At 62.4% G+C, this 16,074-nt stretch carries 18 protein-coding genes and 1 pseudogene; 7 read left to right on the forward strand and 12 right to left on the reverse strand.

Translation table 11 applies throughout. The annotated features are described in order from the left end of the window. Positions 1-26 precede the first annotated feature (26 nt). Positions 27-1,469, reverse strand: a complete 1,443-nt coding sequence (locus tag BJQ17_RS06940; RefSeq protein WP_060538757.1) for a sodium:alanine symporter family protein — start codon at positions 1,467-1,469, stop codon at positions 27-29. Between the two features lie 178 nt (positions 1,470-1,647). Here BJQ17_RS06940 and BJQ17_RS06945 point away from each other — a divergent pair, with 178 nt between their 5' ends. Beyond that, the gene (locus tag BJQ17_RS06945) at positions 1,648-2,457 is read left to right on the forward strand and encodes a helix-turn-helix transcriptional regulator (RefSeq protein WP_003255426.1); all 810 of its coding nucleotides are present in this window, start codon (positions 1,648-1,650) and stop codon (positions 2,455-2,457) included. A gap of 11 nt (positions 2,458-2,468) precedes the next feature. Here the strand turns inward: BJQ17_RS06945 and BJQ17_RS06950 are convergent, their stop codons facing one another. Next, positions 2,469-3,314 carry an alpha/beta hydrolase gene (locus BJQ17_RS06950; RefSeq protein ID WP_070095805.1) on the reverse strand — a complete coding sequence of 282 codons (846 nt, stop codon included), beginning with the start codon at positions 3,312-3,314 and terminating at the stop codon, positions 2,469-2,471. Positions 3,315-3,322: 8 nt separating this feature from the next. Beyond that, a pseudogene (locus tag BJQ17_RS29745) lies at positions 3,323-3,580 on the reverse strand (TSUP family transporter); the annotation flags it as partial. 488 nt (positions 3,581-4,068) lie between these two features. On the opposite strand from BJQ17_RS29745, the gene BJQ17_RS06960 reads away from it, so the two are divergent. Further along, positions 4,069-4,953 (forward strand): sugar nucleotide-binding protein, encoded by an 885-nt coding sequence (locus BJQ17_RS06960; RefSeq protein ID WP_003255419.1) that lies wholly within the window; start codon positions 4,069-4,071, stop codon positions 4,951-4,953. After that, entirely contained in the window at positions 4,946-5,878 is a 933-nt protein-coding gene (locus BJQ17_RS06965; protein WP_003255418.1) for an NAD-dependent epimerase/dehydratase family protein, read from the forward strand. Before BJQ17_RS06960 ends, BJQ17_RS06965 begins: the two co-directional genes overlap by 8 nt. A gap of 30 nt (positions 5,879-5,908) precedes the next feature. Here the strand turns inward: BJQ17_RS06965 and BJQ17_RS06970 are convergent, their stop codons facing one another. Next, the gene (locus BJQ17_RS06970) at positions 5,909-6,352 is read right to left on the reverse strand and encodes a helix-turn-helix domain-containing protein (RefSeq protein WP_003255415.1); all 444 of its coding nucleotides are present in this window, start codon (positions 6,350-6,352) and stop codon (positions 5,909-5,911) included. Positions 6,353-6,455: 103 nt separating this feature from the next. On the opposite strand from BJQ17_RS06970, the gene BJQ17_RS06975 reads away from it, so the two are divergent. Further along, the gene (locus BJQ17_RS06975; protein ID WP_070095807.1) at positions 6,456-7,661 is read left to right on the forward strand and encodes an MFS transporter; all 1,206 of its coding nucleotides are present in this window, start codon (positions 6,456-6,458) and stop codon (positions 7,659-7,661) included. Here BJQ17_RS06975 and BJQ17_RS06980 read toward each other — a convergent pair. The 5 genes from BJQ17_RS06980 to BJQ17_RS07000 all read right to left on the reverse strand — a co-directional run bounded on the left by BJQ17_RS06980 (position 7,649) and on the right by BJQ17_RS07000 (position 11,614). Then, positions 7,649-8,332: an OmpW family protein gene (locus BJQ17_RS06980; protein WP_003255412.1), complete on the reverse strand. Its 684-nt coding sequence runs from the start codon at positions 8,330-8,332 to the stop codon at positions 7,649-7,651. The two genes, BJQ17_RS06975 and BJQ17_RS06980, sit on opposite strands and share 13 nt — an antisense overlap. 109 nt (positions 8,333-8,441) lie before the next feature. After that, positions 8,442-8,954: a DUF3299 domain-containing protein gene (locus tag BJQ17_RS06985; protein WP_033726071.1), complete on the reverse strand. Its 513-nt coding sequence runs from the start codon at positions 8,952-8,954 to the stop codon at positions 8,442-8,444. Positions 8,955-9,062: 108 nt separating this feature from the next. After that, the gene (locus BJQ17_RS06990; RefSeq protein ID WP_004576905.1) at positions 9,063-10,328 is read right to left on the reverse strand and encodes an ABC transporter permease; all 1,266 of its coding nucleotides are present in this window, start codon (positions 10,326-10,328) and stop codon (positions 9,063-9,065) included. Further along, positions 10,328-11,038: an ABC transporter ATP-binding protein gene (locus BJQ17_RS06995; protein ID WP_014860917.1), complete on the reverse strand. Its 711-nt coding sequence runs from the start codon at positions 11,036-11,038 to the stop codon at positions 10,328-10,330. Before BJQ17_RS06995 ends, BJQ17_RS06990 begins: the two co-directional genes overlap by 1 nt. After that, the gene (locus tag BJQ17_RS07000) at positions 11,039-11,614 is read right to left on the reverse strand and encodes a DUF2796 domain-containing protein (RefSeq protein WP_070095808.1); all 576 of its coding nucleotides are present in this window, start codon (positions 11,612-11,614) and stop codon (positions 11,039-11,041) included. A gap of 130 nt (positions 11,615-11,744) precedes the next feature. Between BJQ17_RS07000 and BJQ17_RS07005 the strand changes: the two genes are divergently transcribed. Then, entirely contained in the window at positions 11,745-12,089 is a 345-nt protein-coding gene (locus BJQ17_RS07005) for a hypothetical protein (protein WP_003255407.1), read from the forward strand. 257 nt (positions 12,090-12,346) lie between these two features. Here the strand turns inward: BJQ17_RS07005 and trxA are convergent, their stop codons facing one another. From trxA to BJQ17_RS07020, 3 genes are read right to left on the reverse strand one after another with little or no spacing between them, the layout of a single operon-like run. After that, on the reverse strand, positions 12,347-13,219 hold the full coding sequence (trxA, locus tag BJQ17_RS07010; RefSeq protein WP_003255406.1) for a thioredoxin: 873 nt from the start codon (positions 13,217-13,219) through the stop codon (positions 12,347-12,349). 31 nt (positions 13,220-13,250) lie between these two features. Beyond that, on the reverse strand, positions 13,251-13,907 hold the full coding sequence (locus BJQ17_RS07015) for a methyltransferase (protein WP_070095809.1): 657 nt from the start codon (positions 13,905-13,907) through the stop codon (positions 13,251-13,253). 3 nt (positions 13,908-13,910) lie between these two features. After that, positions 13,911-14,357, reverse strand: coding sequence for a YbaY family lipoprotein (locus BJQ17_RS07020; protein WP_003255404.1), 447 nt, complete (start codon positions 14,355-14,357; stop codon positions 13,911-13,913). 106 nt (positions 14,358-14,463) lie between these two features. Between BJQ17_RS07020 and nrdR the strand changes: the two genes are divergently transcribed. Together nrdR and ribD are read left to right on the forward strand one after the other, a co-directional pair. After that, positions 14,464-14,928, forward strand: coding sequence for a transcriptional regulator NrdR (nrdR, locus tag BJQ17_RS07025; RefSeq protein WP_003255402.1), 465 nt, complete (start codon positions 14,464-14,466; stop codon positions 14,926-14,928). 2 nt (positions 14,929-14,930) lie between these two features. After that, positions 14,931-16,061, forward strand: coding sequence for a bifunctional diaminohydroxyphosphoribosylaminopyrimidine deaminase/5-amino-6-(5-phosphoribosylamino)uracil reductase RibD (gene ribD, locus BJQ17_RS07030; RefSeq protein ID WP_049588007.1), 1,131 nt, complete (start codon positions 14,931-14,933; stop codon positions 16,059-16,061). The last annotated feature ends 13 nt before the right edge of the window (positions 16,062-16,074 follow it).

Genomic DNA, 16,074 nt, shown 5'->3' on the forward strand with positions numbered 1-16,074 from the left:
AAGGGGCGGCTGGGCAGGGGAGGATATCAGCGCTGCGTCTGAACTTGGCCGACTGCTTTGTCAGTGGCTGTTTCCACCTGCGGATTGGCAGGCCAGGCATTGCGGTCCAGGTCCAGGTCGGCAAACTTGGACGAGTCGAACACAGGCTGCTTTACACCGGCCTTGCGCTGGTCGTCATAGTCGCGCATGACTCGCAGGCCGACCTTGAACAGCAGGGCCAGGGCCACCAGGTTGACGAAGGCCAGGCAGGTCATGGTGATGTCGGCGAAGGCGAACACGGTCGACAGGTCTTGCATCGAACCCCACACGACCAGTGCCAGCACCAGGCCACGGAACACCATCAACACTGCGCGGTTACGGCTGAGGAATTGCAGGCTGTTCTCGCCGAGGTAGTAGTTGTAGAGGATGCAGGTGAAGACGAACAGCGACAGCGCCACGCTGACGAACACGCGCCCCCAGTCACCGACTACGGCGGCCAGCGAGTTCTGGGTCAGGACGATGCCGTCACCTTCGAAGCCCGGGGTGTAGAAGCCCGACAGCAGGATCAGCAAGGCGGTGCAGGTGCAGATCACGAAGGTGTCGAGGAACACGCTGAAAGCCTGGACCACGCCCTGTGCGCCCGGGTGTTTCACGGCAGCCACGGCAGCGACGTTCGGTGCACTGCCCAGGCCTGCTTCGTTGGCGAACACGCCACGTTTCACGCCCATGACGATGGCGCTGCCGAGCAGGCCGCCAAACGCCGGGTCGAGGCCGAAGGCGCTCTTGAAGATGGTTTCCAGCATGGCTGGCACGTGTTCGATCTGGGTGCCGATCACGTACAGGGTCACGCCGATGTAGGCCAGGGTCTTGACGGGTACCAGCAGGTCCGACACTGCCGCGATGCGCTTGATGCCGCCGATGAAGGTGATGGCCAGCAGTACGGCCAGCACAATACCGGTGTGGCTTGGGTCGAAGGCAAAGGCATTCTGCAGCGAGTGGGTGACGGTGTACGACTGCAGGCCGATGAAGGCGAAGCCGTAGGTGACCAGCAGCAAGATCGAGAACACGATGGCCATGCTCTTGCGCTTCAGCCCGTGCTGGATGTAGTAGGCCGGGCCGCCACGGTACAGGCCGTCGCCATCAGCGCGCTTGTACACCTGGGCCAGGGTGCACTCGAAGAAGCTGCTGGACATGCCCACCAGTGCGGTAACCCACATCCAGAACACGGCACCAGGGCCACCCAGGGTCACTGCGATACCGACACCGGCGATGTTGCCGGCGCCCACGCGGCCGGCCAGGCTCAGCATCAGGGCCTGGAAGGAGCTCAGCTGGCCTGCCTGGCCACGCAGCGATTCCTTGAACACGCTGAACATATGGGTGAAGTGGCGGAACTGGACGAACCGGGAGCGAATGGTGAAGTAGCTACCCAGCCCGACGATCAGCACGATGAGGAGTTTCCCCGAAAGGAAATCGTTGATTACTTCGAGCATTGGAAAATGACCTCGATTCTTATTCTTCGTGTGGAAAGACCAGCGGACGGCAGGCGCACCGCTATTCGTTGGGGCGCATGGTTGGCTATGACAAGAGTGGTTACAATTTCGCGGATTGCTCTGACTTGATGCGACTTGATGCTACAATGGCGTCATTCGCGTCACCTGGATTCCGCATATGAGCGATCACTTCGCTACAAACCTCAAACTTGCCTGCAGTCACTACCGCTCTATTTCCGAAGTTTGCCGCCAGCTGTCGATCAACCGCGCGCAGTTCAACAAGTACCTGAGCGGGCAAAGCCGTCCGACGGCTTTCAACCTGAAGCGTATCGGCGACTTCTTCGGTGTCGAGGATTACGAACTGAACCTGCCCGCCGAGCAGTTCGCCCGTCTGATCGGTGCGCGGGTATCGCCCCAGGCCCAGCAACCCAGTGACCCGATCAGCGAGTTGTTCCGCCCGTTGCACGAACATGGCGGCAACCTTTCGCGCTATTGCGGTTACTACTTCGAGTACTCCAACTGCATGTCGGTGCCGGGCACGACCCTCGTGTCGCTGGTGCACCTGTGGGAAGAACGCGGCCGTTTTCTGTTCGAGCGCCAGGAACGGCAGGAGCGCTCCAGCGCCACCGATCAGCATGCCGAGGTACGCTGCCGCTACCTGGGGGCGGCGTTCCAGCTGCAGGACCGGATGTTCCTCATCGACTACGAGTCGCTGACATTCAACGAAATGAGCCAGACCATCCTCATCCCCAGCTTCAAAAGCCGCATTACCCGGCTGAATGGCCTGAAGGCCGGCGTATCCAGCGGTGACCGGCGCAACCCGGCCTGTACCCGGGTGGTGTGGGAATACCTGGGCGAGGAGATCAATCGCATCAATGCGTATCGGCAGGTGAAACTGTACCGGCCGGATGATCCGCGTATAGATGACGATGTGCGTGAGCGGTTGAGTGTGGCGCCGTTGCGCAACGGTCTGTTCGAGATCGAGTAATGCTCAACGCCTCAAGCATTGTCGAGGATGAACGTTGCTACTGCGTCCGCAACCTGGTCCGCTATTGTTGGAGTACTGCGCAAATGAGCCGCGATGCCATGGTCGCAGTCGGTAAGAAACAGGCATTGCAAACGTGACGCTGAAACTGCTCGCATCAAGGCGAGGGTAACTTCTTCAGGAATCGGGCTATAGCGTTCAGTGCCAGCAAGCCACAGGTTGCCAGCGCTGGTGCCGGGGCCTTTGCCGAATCGCTGGGAGTTGAGCCCGTCGTACTCGCCGATCACCATCAATACTCTTCCTCGAAACTGGTTGAGGAAGGTGTAGCTATCGCTCTCCAGAAAACCGAAACGCTTGTTGATGGCGGCAGTGAATGCCGGGCCGAACGGCGCCTGGTGGGCATCGTCTGGATAAACAGCAGGGCAGATCAATACGATGCTGTCCACTTGTGGCAACTGTGCTGCAAGCTTAAGCGTAATGGCCGCGCCAAGGCTGTGGCCAATGAGCGTTCGGCATCGAGGCGCGATATGCGCGTGGAAACGCTTTGCTTCATCAAGGTTCGTCGCCAGCGACGGCGCCGTTGCGCCTGGCTCGCTGGCGAGGCTATGACCTGACAGATTGCCAGTGAGTGAACCAATGCCTGCGGTTTGCAGGCGATAAAGCAGAGGGTTGAGCCGGGTAAAGTCGGAACGCGCGCCCCCCAAAACGAATGCGGGGGCTGCGCGCTCGATATCAGGTACCAGCAATCGCGCCTGTTGCTGGTAGTTTTCAAAGACTTCATTGATGAACAGCTCTTTGCCCGGGGCGGGCTCGTCAAACTGCCACTTCACGCGCTGCGGGGAAGCCTTTTGAATGTGCATGGTGCTCTCTAGAAGAACTGGTTGAGCCAATCGCCGAGCGGGTTGCCGGTATCGAGCAGCAGTTTGAGTGCCATGATGCAGCAGACACTGACCAGCAGCGGTTTTATGAGGCGCGAGCCGAAGCGCACTGCGCAGCGAGCCCCCAATTGTGCGCCCAGAAAGGCGGCGAGCGCCATTGCCAGCGCCAGCGGCCAGATGATCGCCCCGCTGAGAGAAAAAACTGACAATGCGCCCAGGTTACAGGCCGCGTTCAAAAGCTTGCTGGACAAACGTCAAGTCGATTTCGATTATGGAGTATTTTTCTGTGCTCAACCACGGACCAGCAGCGGGTCTTCAGTGAGCACCTTTCTCGAGTTGATCGGCGAATATACGAGCACTGAAGTGCCACTCCTTTAGCCTCCGCTCCACCCAAATCAGCAAGGGTTTGGCTTGCAAAGGCTATGGCTTGGCTTTGCTCTGGGTAGAAATCCAGGTAGGCAGCTTCCGAATGAAGCATTGAACGTTCCTTGTCGTTTTTAGGTGAAACTCCCTGGCTGGCAAGTGGGGAGTCGACTATTCAATGCAGTTATGCCGAGACGTGGTAGTCAGCCCATTCCTCGTATGTCGTAGGAGATTTCTGTCTGTGGCGGTATTGAGCAGTGAAATGGTGGAATCACCCCCTGTGGCATCGAACGGGTCCGGTGTTGGACTTCCCGGGCAGGAAACCGCAAAATGACTCTTTTTTCTCATCAACCTCTCCGGATCTGCTGACTCTATGCGTATGCGCCTAATGCTGTTGGGTGGTGGCAATGCCCTCGGGCAAGCGCTGATTCGTCTTGGGGCCGAGGAGGACATCGCATTCCTGGCACCGCGCCCGCCCGAGAACGGCTGGGCGCCCTCAAGCCTCACTCAGCTGCTCGATGACCATCGCCCCGACGCGCTGGTCAACCTGGCCTATTACTTCGACTGGTTCCAGGCCGAGTCGGTCAGCGAGCAGCGCCTGGCTCAACAGGAGCGGGCGGTGGAGCGGTTGGCAGAGCTGTGCCAGCACCATCAGATCACCTTGGTGCAGCCCTCCAGCTACCGTGTGTTCGATGGTTCGCGGGCCACGGCCTATAGCGAAAAGGACGAGCCAGTGCCGCTGGGCTTGCGTGGCCAGGCCCTATGGCGCATCGAGCAGAGCGTGCGTGCGGCCTGCCCGCAGCATGTGTTGCTGCGCTTTGGCTGGTTGCTGGACGAGAGCATCGATGGCGCGTTGGGCCGCTTCCTGACCCGTGCCGAGCAACCACAGGAACTGCTGCTGGCCGATGATCGACGTGGCAACCCGACGCCGGTTGATGATGCCGCCCGAGTGATCCTGTCGGTGCTCAAGCAACTGGATTGCAATGCGCCGCTGTGGGGCACCTACCATTACGCCGGCAATGAGGCGACCACGCCGCTGGCGCTGGGCCAGGCGATCCTCGCCGAGGCCGGTCAATACCGCCAGCTGGCCGTTCAGGCCCCCACGCCGCAGGCCCATGCCGCGCGCCCGGATGCCAGCGAAGAGCCACAGCACGCGGTACTGGCCTGCAAGAAAATCCTTCATACCTTCGGTATCAAGCCGCGTGCCTGGCGCGCTGGTTTGCCACCTCTACTGGACCGGTTCTACCGCCATGGCTGACGCCCCCATCCTGATCACCGGCGGTGCCGGCTTCATTGGCTCCCACCTGTGCGATGCGTTGTTGGACAAAGGCTACGCCGTACGCATTCTCGACGACTTCTCCACCGGCCGGCGAAGCAATCTGCAGGTCGACCACCCACGGCTGGAACTGATCGAAGGTGATGTTGCCGATGCAGGGCTGGTCACTCAGGCTGCGGCTGGCTGCCGTGCTGTGGTGCATCTGGCGGCGGTAGCGTCGGTTCAGGCCTCGGTCGAAGACCCGGTGCGTACCCACCAGAGTAACTTCATCGGTACCCTCAACGTTTGCGAAGCCATGCGCGTGCATGGCGTGCGCCGGGTGCTCTTCGCCTCCAGCGCAGCGGTGTACGGCAACAATGGTGAAGGGGAGTCGATTTCCGAAGACACGCCCAAGGCGCCGTTGACCCCTTATGCCGTGGACAAGCTGGCCAGTGAGCAGTACCTGGACTTCTACCGTCGCCAGCATGGTCTGGAGCCGGTGGTGTTTCGCTTCTTCAATATCTTCGGGCCACGGCAGGACCCTTCCTCACCGTATTCCGGGGTGATCAGCATCTTCTGCGAGCGCGCTGTGCAGGGCTTGCCGATTACAGTGTTCGGTGACGGCGAGCAGACCCGTGACTTCCTTTACGTGGGCGACCTGGTGCAGGTGATGGTGCAGGCACTGGAGCAGCCGCAGGTCGAGGAGGGGGCGGTGAATATCGGGCTGAACCAGGCGACCTCACTGAACCAGTTGCTGGCTGCGCTGGAGAAGGTTGTAGGGAGCTTGCCAGCGATCAGCTATGCGGCGGCGCGATCGGGTGATATCCGCCATTCGCGAGCGGATAACCAGCGGTTGTTGGCGCGGTTCAAATTTGCGCAGGTAACGCCGATGGTTGAAGGCCTGACAAAGCTTCTCGGTAAAGGCTGAGCCCCGCGGGGCTGCTCAGCAGCCCTGACATCACCCATGCCGCACCCTTCTGCGCTGGCAATCTTCGGGATGTAAGACCCGCCCATCCTGGCCACGGACCTGCAATACTTCAAGCGCCTGCCCCGTCACGCCGTCCACCAGCTCCGAACGCGTTTCACCCGCCTCGAACAGAAACCGCTCCCCCCACTGCCTCAAACCAACCACCACTGGAAACACCGACCGCCCTTTGTCGGTCAGCACATACTCTTTGTAGGCACTGCCATCCGACGCCGGCTGTGTCATCAGCAACCCACTTTCCACCAACAGCTTTAGCCGCGAGGTGAGGATGTTCTTCGCCAGCCCCAGGTTCTTCTGAAATTCACTGAAACGCCGTAGGCCGTCAAAGGCATCGCGCAGGATCATCAGCGCCCAACGGTCACCCAGCACCTCCAGAGCCCGGGCCACGGGGCACTGCGCATTGTTTTCATCGAGCATGGGGCAAGCCTGTCTTGATTATCTGGTTGCAGATTAAAACCACATTTGCTAAATAGCCAGCATGTAGTTTCAAATTGAAACCAGATTCCAGAGGCTTTGCCCGATGACACCTTCGCTGACACGCTGGATAACCCTGTTGCTTGCCACCACCAGTGCGATGGCTGTGGCGACGGTGTACTTCGCTCAACCGCTGCTTGAGTCGATGGCTGCTGAGTTGGGGGTGGCGCAGCAGCAGATTGGCTGGGTCGTTGGCGCGACCCAGGGGGGTTACGCCCTGGGGCTGCTACTGATTGTGCCGCTCGGGGACTTGGTCGACCGTAAACGTCTGTTGCTTGGCCAGTTGCTGTTCTCGGCGCTTGCGCTGGTCGGCGTTGGCATGGCGCCGAACTGGGCAATATTGCTGCTGGCTCTGGCTATCGCCGGGTTGATGGCAGTCATGGTGCAGGTGATGGTGGCTCATGCCGCGAGCCTGGCCTCACCTGGCCAGCAAGGGCAGGCGGTAGGCACCGTCACCAGTGGTGTGGTGCTGGGTATTCTGCTGGCACGGCTGGCTTCGGGCGGGCTTGCTGACCTGGCCGGTTGGCGAAGTGTGTACCTGGTCGCTGCAGGGCTCTTGATGCTGTTGGCGCTGGTGCTGTGGCGCAGCCTGCCCGGCGGGCAGCCGATGAGGAGTAGGCCGGGTTACCGGGCGCTGATCATGGCTCAGTTCAGCCTGTATCGGCACGACCGGTTGCTGCGCCAGCGCGGCGTGTTCGGTGTGTTGATCTTCGCCGCATTCAGCGTGCTGTGGAGTGCCATGGTCATGCCGCTCAGTACTGCGCCGCTGGCGCTGAGCCATACCGAGATCGGCCTGTTTGGCCTGGCAGGTGTCGCGGGTACGCTGGCGGCTTCGCATGCCGGTCGTCTGGCCGACCTTGGAAGGGGGGAGCGTACGACCGGGGTGTCGTTGGCCCTGCTGACGCTGTCGTGGCTGCCAACAGCGTTCGTCGAGCATTCATTGCTGGCCTTCGTGCTGGGTGTGCTGATGCTGGACTTTGCCGTGCAGGCAGTGCATGTCACCAACCAGAGCCTGTTGCTGGCCGGACGTGGTGCGATGGCTAGCCGATTGATCGGCGCTTACATGTGTTGCTATTCGCTGGGCAGCGGTTTGGGGGCGGTGTTGGCGAGCTGGGTGTTTGCACACTGGGGCTGGGTTGCCGTGTGTGGGCTTGGCGTGGGCATCAGTGCCGTCGCACTGTGCTATTGGCTATGGCTGCAACGCGCGAGGGCGGCCGAGGCCGCCCTGCGATGTTCAGGTCAGAACTTGTAGCCAAGGCCGACCATGTATACCCATGGGTCGACGTCGACGTTGACCTTGGTCTTGCTGTAGCCAAGGGCGGTCGGGCCGTTGACGCTGGCCTTGGTGTCGATGTCGACGTACCAGACCGAGGCGTTTACCAGCAGGTTGTCGGTCAGCAAGTAGTCCATGCCCAGTTGGCCGGCGATACCTACCGAATCCTGCAGCTTGAGGTTGCTGAAGCCTTGTTGCTTGCGTGCGCTGCTCAAGTCTTCGTCAAAGAACAGGGTGTAGTTGATACCGACGCCAGCGTACGGCTGGAAGCGCGAATTCGGTTCCATTGGGTAGTACTGCAGCGACAGCGTCGGTGGCAGTTGCTTGATGTCTGCCAGCTTGCCGTCCAGCCCGCCGCCCAGGCCTTTTACGGCGACGGTGTGCTTGAACGGGGTCGCTGCCAGCAGCTCCAGGCCGATGTGGTCGGTGAGCATGTAGGCAAAGGTCAGGCCCAACTGGGTATCGCTGTCCAGGGTCGCCTTGGTGCCCGACACCTTGTTGCCGTCGAACTTGAGGTCGCCGCTGCTCTCGTTCGGGGCGGTGGTGATGGCGCCTGCGCGCAGGATCATGTCCCCCGCCTGATAGGCGTGGGCGGCAGGGGCGGCGAGCGCAAGGGCCACAAGCGAGGCACCCAGCAAGGACTTGTTCATGGAAGCTCCCAAAGGACGTTATTAATCGAGTGGTCCAATGGTACGGAGCTGGTTAAACGGAAAGTTTGACCCAGCTCAAAGAAGCGTCTTCACGAATTCGAAACAGTTCTCATCTCAGCTCATAAGCGTAGATTTTCTCGGCTTCCATCTGGTAGCCGGCGTCGGCCAACTCGCTGCTGGAAGCTCTAACCTGCATCTTTCCCTCGATCCAGTAGGGCTGGTAGAGGTCTTCGACGCGCACGCCCATCTCGCTGAAAATGTGCACGATCTGGTTCGGCGGTGGCGGCGGCACGTGGATGCACGCGCCATAGTAAGGGACCAGCAGGAATTCGGTGGTGCGGCCTTCTTCGCTGACCTCCAGTGGCACGATGTAGCCGGGTAGTTTGACCTGTTGGCCGTCGAGGCTTTTTACCACTGGCGCGTCGGGCGCCTGTTGGCGCGCGGGTGGGGCGGATTCGGCAGACAGGGCGTTGCTGAGCTGTGACATGTCGTGCAGCGGGGTGAGTTGCGGCGGGATGACCGGGGCGCCTTCGGGGATCAGGGCGGGCCAGTCGAGTTCGCGGGGTTCCGAAGCCCACAAGGGCATCGCTACGGTAATCAGCAGGCTCAGTAGTATCTGCAGTGCTGGCCTCTTCGCGGGTGAACCCGCTCCTGCAAGGGGAACACGACCCGGTGTAGGAGCGGGTTTACCCGCGAAGAAGTGCAGGAGGTAATGGATCATTCCGCGCTCTCAGAGGTGTAGGGTCAAACCATCGGCCAGCGACTGCCGATAGGCCCGCCATGCCGGCACGCTGCCCATCAGCAACGCTGCGCCAAGGATAATCGCTAGCAAGGTCCACTCATGAATGCTCGGCAGCGCCAGCGGCAGATACAAACCGTAGTTGGCCTGCACATACCCCTGCGCCAGGGCGATACCCGCATATAGCAAGCCAAGCCCGGCCACGATCCCGACCGAGGCCAGTGACAGTGCTTCCAGTACCAGCAACCCCGCAATATGCCAAGGCCGGGCCCCGACCGAACGCAAGATCGCCATCTCTCGGCGGCGTTCGTTGAGGCTGGTGAGAATCGCCGTGAGCATGCCGATCAAACCGGTCAGCACCACGAACAGTGACACCACGAACAATGCCTGTTCTGCAGTGCCCATCAGGCTCCACAGCTCCTGCAGGGCGACCCCTGGCAGGATCGCCAGCAGCGGCTCGCTGCGGTACTCGTTGATCTCTCGCTGCAAACTGAAGGTTGCGATCTTGCTGTTAAGGCCAAGCATGAACGCAGTGATGGCGGCAGGTTGCAGGTCCATGGTACGGGCCTGCTCGGCGCTGATGCGGCCGGCGCCACGGGCGGGTACGCCGTTGTGCCAGTCGATATGGATCGCTTCCATGCCGCCCAGGCTGATATGCAGGGTGCGGTCGACGGGTGTGCCGGTGCGCTTGAGTACGCCGACCACGGTAAACGGCTTGTCGTCGTGCTTGACCAGGCTGATTGCGGCCACACCGTGGGCCAGCACCAGCTTGTCACCCAGCTTGTAGTGCAATGCCTCGGCCACTTCGGCGCCGAGCACCACTTCGAACGGGTCGTTGGCGAACGTACGCCCCTGGCTCAGTTCCAGGTGCTGGCGGCGGCCGTACTGGTAATGGCTGAAGTAATCCGTGGTGGTACCCATCACTCTGTAACCGCGGTGCGAGTCGCCCAGCGAGATCGGGATTGCCCACTTCACCCGTGGGTCCTGTGCATAGTGCTGGAAGCTGTCCCAGCGGATGTTGTTGGTCGCGTTGCCAATGCGGAATACCGAGTACAGCAGCAGGTTCACCGAGCCGGAGCGTGCACCGACAATCAGGTCGGTGCCGCTGATGGTGCTGGCGAAGCTGGCACGGGCTTCGGTACGGACCCGCTCAACAGCCAGCAGCAGGCACACCGACAGGGCAATGGCAAAGGCGGTCAGAAACGCCGTGAAGCGGCGGTTGGCCAGGCTGGCCAAGGCAAGGCGGAGCAGGTACATCAGGCCTCCTGGGGCTTGGCAGCGCGGTTCAGTTCGGCAAGCGACAGGTGGCGGTCGAACAGCGGTGCCAGGCTCTGGTCGTGGCTGACGAACAACAAGCTGGCACCGGCGGCACGGCACTCATCGAACAGCAGGCGGATGAACGCTTCGCGGGTGTCTGCATCCAGTGCCGAGGTCGGTTCGTCGGCAATCACCAGCTCAGGCTGGCCGATCAGTGCGCGGGCGGCGGCGACCCGTTGCTGCTGGCCGATCGACAGGCTGTCGGCGCGGCGGGCGAGCATGGCAGGGTCGCCCAGGCCCAGGTGGGTCAGCAGCGTGCTGGCCGCCTGGTCAACACTGCCATGGCGCTGCTCGGCGCGGGCCTTGCGGCTGCGCGAGAAGCGGCAGGGCAGCTCGACGTTTTCACGTACCGAGAGGAACGGCAGCAGGTTGAACTGCTGGAAGATATACCCGGTGTGATCGACCCGAAAGCGGTCGCGGGCGCCCTGGCTCAGGCTGCCAAGGTCCTGACCGAGCAACTGGATGCGGCCCTGGACCGGCACGTTCACCCCACCCAGCAGGCCCAGCAAGGTCGTCTTGCCACTGCCGCTGGGGCCCTTGAGAAACAGCGCTTCACCAGCGTCCAGGCGTAATGCCGGAATATCCAGCAGCGGCGGGTGACCTGGCCAGGCGAACATCAGGTCATGCAGATCGATCAACGGCTGGTTCATTCAGAAGGCGACCGTTGCCTTGGCCGGCGTGGTTTCCACGCCTTTCTGGCCATTGGGGCCGATCAGTTGCACGTTGATTTTCTGGGTGGCGGGGAAGGCCTTGAACAGCGGCGCCAGGTCCAGCTCTGTCAGTTTGTCGGGGTTGGCGCAAGTCAGCTGATAATGGGCGCCGATGTCGCTGTGCTGATGGCCGTGCTCGTGCTCGTCACCCTCGTCGTCGGCCTTGGAGGCGTCACCGAAGAGAGGGCTTTCCAGTGCCTGCTGGTCTTCCTTGCAGCCTGCGGCGGCGGAAAGGCCGAACAGCTTCAGTGGTTGTTCAAGTTGCTGGCGCACGGCGGCGACTTTGGCCTTGTCGGCATCGTTGCTGGCGGCATGCTCGAAGCCGACCAGGTTCATTGCCGGGCTGTCCAGTTCCAGTTCCAAGGTATTGCCATCGAGCACTGCGTTGAGCTTGGCTACGCCATGCTCGTGGGCGCCGAGGGAGCCATGGGTGTGGTCATGATCATGGTCATCGTGAGCATGGGCCACGGCCAGTGGCAGCAAAGCGAAGGGCAGGGCGAGCAGCAGGCGACGCATGGAAGACTCCGGAGCGGGCTGAAAGATAGGGTTATGTTATAACAACTTCTCGGCGTGCCGCCAGCCGATGTGGCGCATGTTTCATGTTGCGGTAGCATGGCTGCATTGATTTGGGCTCAAGGAATGCATCATGAGAATTCGTGGACAGATTGGTGATTGGCCGGTGGACCTGACCATCGAGCTGACGCCTGAAGAGTGGGCGCAACTGGGGCGGCAGACCGAGGTGCCGATGGTAGCCCAGGCGGCCGCGACAGCTGCGGTGGTCGCGCCGCGCCAAGATGACGGTCAGTGGGCTGCGGCGCGTGATGTGTTGCGTCTGGCAGGACAGATGAGCGGGCCGGAATTGCTGGACCGGCTGGAAGGGTTGGCGGGGAGTACGGCGGCGGGTAAACGGTTGCTGGTGCGCTTGCGGCACAGCAGTGAGGTAAAGGTAGAAAGTGGCGTGGATGCGCCGATGTATCACTGGGTGGGGTGAGAGCTGTTTTCGCTGTTGGAGCCAAGCCTGCGCGCTCGCCTGTAGGAGCGGGTTTACCCGCGAACACCGGCAGAGCCGGTGCCAGCCACTGCGTTGGCTTCTTCGCGGGCATGCCCGCTCTCAAATTCTGAAAAGCCTGCGCGCTCGCCTGTAGGAGCGGGTTTACCCGCGAACACCGGCAAAGCCGGTGCCTCCACTGCGCTGGTTCCTCGCAGGCATGCCCGCTCCCACTGGTCCAGCGCAGGCTTCAAGGTCACTCAGAACATCGCCGCCGACAGCTTGCGACGATAAACACCAACCAGCGGGTGATCGCCACCCAGCAATTCGAACACCTGCAACAGCGCCTTCTGCGGCAGCCCGTTCTCGTAGCCACGGTTACGCTGGAACAGCTTCAGCAGCCCCTCCAGCGCCGCCTCATACTGCTGGCGCGCCAGTTGCTGAATGCTCAGCTGATAAGCCGCCTCGTCGTCTTGCGGGTTCTGCGCCAGACGGCTTTTAAGGTCTGCCACTTCCGGCAGGCTGGCAGCCTGGCGCAGGAAGGTCAGCTGGGCCTTGGCACCGGCCAGTGCAGCTTTGTGTTCGTCAGTCTTGACCGCATCCAGCACCACTTGCGCTTCGCCCAGCTCGCCACGCTCGGCCAGGCAGCGGGCATACAGGATCAGCGCCTCGACATTGCTGTTGTCCTCACCCAGCAGCGCCTGCAACAGCGCTTCGGTTTCGGCAAAACGGCTTTCGGCAAACAGCGCCTTTGCCTGCTCCAGTGGCGAGGCGGTGGGCGCGGCTGGCAGTTGTACATGCGGCTCGAGCATGGCGCGGATCGCCGACTCCGGTTGCGCCCCGGCAAAACCGTCCACCGGCTGACCGTCCTTGAACAGCACCACTGTCGGCAGGCTACGGATGCCGAACTGGGCAACCACCTGTTGCTCCACGTCGCAGTTGATCTTGGCCAGCAGCAGTTCGCCCTGGTAACCCTCGGCAATCTTTGCCAGCAATGGCATCAGCGCCTTGCACGGCGCGCACCACTCGGCCCAGAAGTCCACCAGCACTGGCTTGTGGAAGGAGTTCTCGATCACCAGTTGCTGGAAGTTGGTATCGGTGGCGTCGAAAATGTAAGGCGTGTCTTGGGTCATCGCGACTCTCGCAAACTCGTGTATGGCACCACTATAAGGTGTCGCGGCTGGCGTGGTACAGGCTGACCCGGCGGAATTCGTGTGGCTCGGCCAGGTCCGGCAGGGTCAGTGCTTCGAGCACGCCCAATTGCTGGTACAACGGGTGGTGAAAGTCACGTACCCGCGAGTCGGCCACCAAGGCCTGCCGACCGCGGCTCAGGAAGGCATCCAGCAGCGGCAGGTTGGCGCGGTCGTACAGCACATCGGCAACCAGGATCAGGTCGAAGCGGTCTTCCTCGGCAAAAAAATCGCTGCTGTAGCGTAATGTCACCCCGTTCAGTGCTGCATTCGCACGGCAGGCATCGAGGGCCAGCGGGTCGAGGTCGCAGGCCACCACTTCCCGTGCACCGGCGCGTGCAGCAGCAATGCCGGCGATACCAGAGCCGGCGCCAAAGTCCAGCACGCGCTTGCCCGCCACCCACTCCGGGCGTTCGGCCAGGTAGCGGGCCATTGCCAGCCCGCTGGCCCAGCAGAAGCTCCAATAGGGAGGTTCTTCAAGAATGCGCCAGGTTTCTTCGCTGCTGAAGGCGCGATCCATGTTCTGGTCGTTGATCAGCCATAGCTTCAGGTCACAGTCGGGCAGTTCGCTGACGATCAGGCGTGCTTCGCCGATCAGGCCGCTGAGGGCCTGTTGCAGGGCCAGCGGCATCACTTAAGGCGCCTTCTCGAAACGCAGCGGGCCGGTGGCCTGGGTTTGTGCCTGGGTAATGCGCACCGGGGGCAGGTGCATGATCAGCTGGCCGGAGTTGCTGGCGCGGCCACGCAGTTCGACCCGTGCGCCGGGCGGGAAGGCTTCGGGGTTGAAACGCAGGTGGTAGGGCAGCGCCTGGCCGGTGCCGGTCAGGTTGCTGCTGGCCAGCAGGCGCTGCGGGCGGTCGCGTTCGTCGATCACCAGCAAGGCCAGTTCCACCTCGGCACCCGCCGGAATTTCCAGCAAGGTGCCGCTCAGCTCGCGCTGGTAGGCCGGCAGCGGGCCCAGTACTTCGGCCTTGGCCGAAGGGGCTGGCGCGGGCACTGGGTTGTCGGTCTTTGGCCTGTCGCTGCCGCAGGCGGCAAGCAGAGCGGCGCAGCACAGCACGACGAGCGCTCGGTAGTGCATGGGGGAGTCCTTCACGGGCATATTTCCCATGGATGTTAACCCCTTTGGCTTGTCTTGCCAGTGCAATGCGCTACCATGGCCCTCCCTTTTTTTGTTGCCTGCCACCATGCACTGTCCCTTTTGCGGTGCCAACGACACCAAGGTCATCGACTCTCGCCTCGTCGCCGAGGGCGAGCAGGTGCGCCGCCGCCGTGAATGCGTGGCCTGCGGCGAGCGCTTCACCACCTTCGAAACCGCCGAGCTGGTGCTGCCCCGGCTGATCAAGCAGGACGGCACGCGCCAGCCCTTCGACGAAGAAAAGCTGCGCGCTGGTATGCAACGGGCCCTGGAAAAGCGTCCGGTCAGCGTCGAGCGCCTGGAAGCTGCGCTGGCGCACATCAAGAGCCGGCTGCGTGCCACAGGCGAGCGCGAAGTCAAATCGCTGGTGGTCGGTGAAATGGTCATGGCCGAGTTGCGCAAACTCGATGAAGTGGCCTATATCCGCTTTGCTTCGGTGTACCGGCGCTTCCAGGACCTCGACGAGTTCCGCGAAGAAATCGACCGCCTGGCCCGTGAGCCAGCTAAAGAGTGAACATGCCCAGCCAAGCCGCCATCCTTGACGCCCACTACATGGCCCGTGCGCTGGAGCTGGCGCGTAAAGGCCTGTACACCACCCACCCGAACCCGCGCGTAGGCTGCGTGATCGTGCGTGATGGCGAAGTGGTTGGCGAAGGCTGGCACGTTCGCGCCGGCGAGCCCCATGCCGAAGTGCATGCCCTGCGCCAGGCCGGTGAACTTGCCCGGGGTGCTTGTGCCTATGTCACCTTGGAGCCATGCAGCCACCATGGCCGTACGCCGCCGTGTGCCGAAGCGCTGGTCAAGGCCGGTGTGGCGCGAGTAGTCGCAGCCATGCAGGACCCTAACCCGCAAGTGGCGGGACAGGGCCTGCGGCGCCTGGCCGAAGCCGGAATCGAAGTGGCCAGCGGGGTGCTCGAAGCCGAGGCCCGCGCCCTCAACCCAGGCTTCCTCAAGCGTATGGAGCACGGCCTGCCGTTCGTTCGCGCCAAGCTGGCCATGAGCCTGGACGGCCGCACCGCCATGGCCAGTGGTGAAAGCCAGTGGATCACCGGCCCGGCTGCTCGCTCAGCCGTGCAGCGCTTGCGCGCCCGCTCCAGCGTGGTGCTGACCAGCGCCGCCAGCGTGCTGGCAGACAACGCACGCATGACCGTGCGTGGTGCCGAGCTGGGCCTGGATGCCGAAACTACTGCCCTGGCTCTTAGCCGCACACCCTTGCGGGTGCTGGTCGATGGCCGTCTGCGCCTGCCCCTGGCGGCGCCGTTCTTCCAGGCCGGCCCGGCTCTGGTGGTGACTGCTGTCGCAGATGACCCGCGCTATGCCGCTGCCGGCCACGAATTGCTCAGCTTGCCGGGCGACAATGGCCAGGTCGACCTGGGGGCGCTGCTTCACGCCCTGGCCGCCCGCGGCGTCAACGAAATCCTGCTGGAAGCCGGTGCCGGCCTGGTCGGTGCCTTCGCACGGCAAGGCCTGGTCGATGAGTACCAGCTGTTCGTCGCTGGCACCTTCCTCGGCTCTCAGGCCCGGCCGCTGCTGGACTGGCCGATGGACAAGATGAGCGAAGCACCACGGCTGAAAATTACCGAAATGCGCGCAGTGGGCGATGACTGGCGGGTCACGGCCATCCCCCTGCCAGCACCCGGCGTATAATGCCGGGCTTGCC

Source organism: Pseudomonas sp. NBRC 111139 (genome assembly GCF_001753955.1).
In the GTDB taxonomy this organism is placed as follows: Bacteria; Pseudomonadota; Gammaproteobacteria; order Pseudomonadales; family Pseudomonadaceae; genus Aquipseudomonas; species Aquipseudomonas alloputida.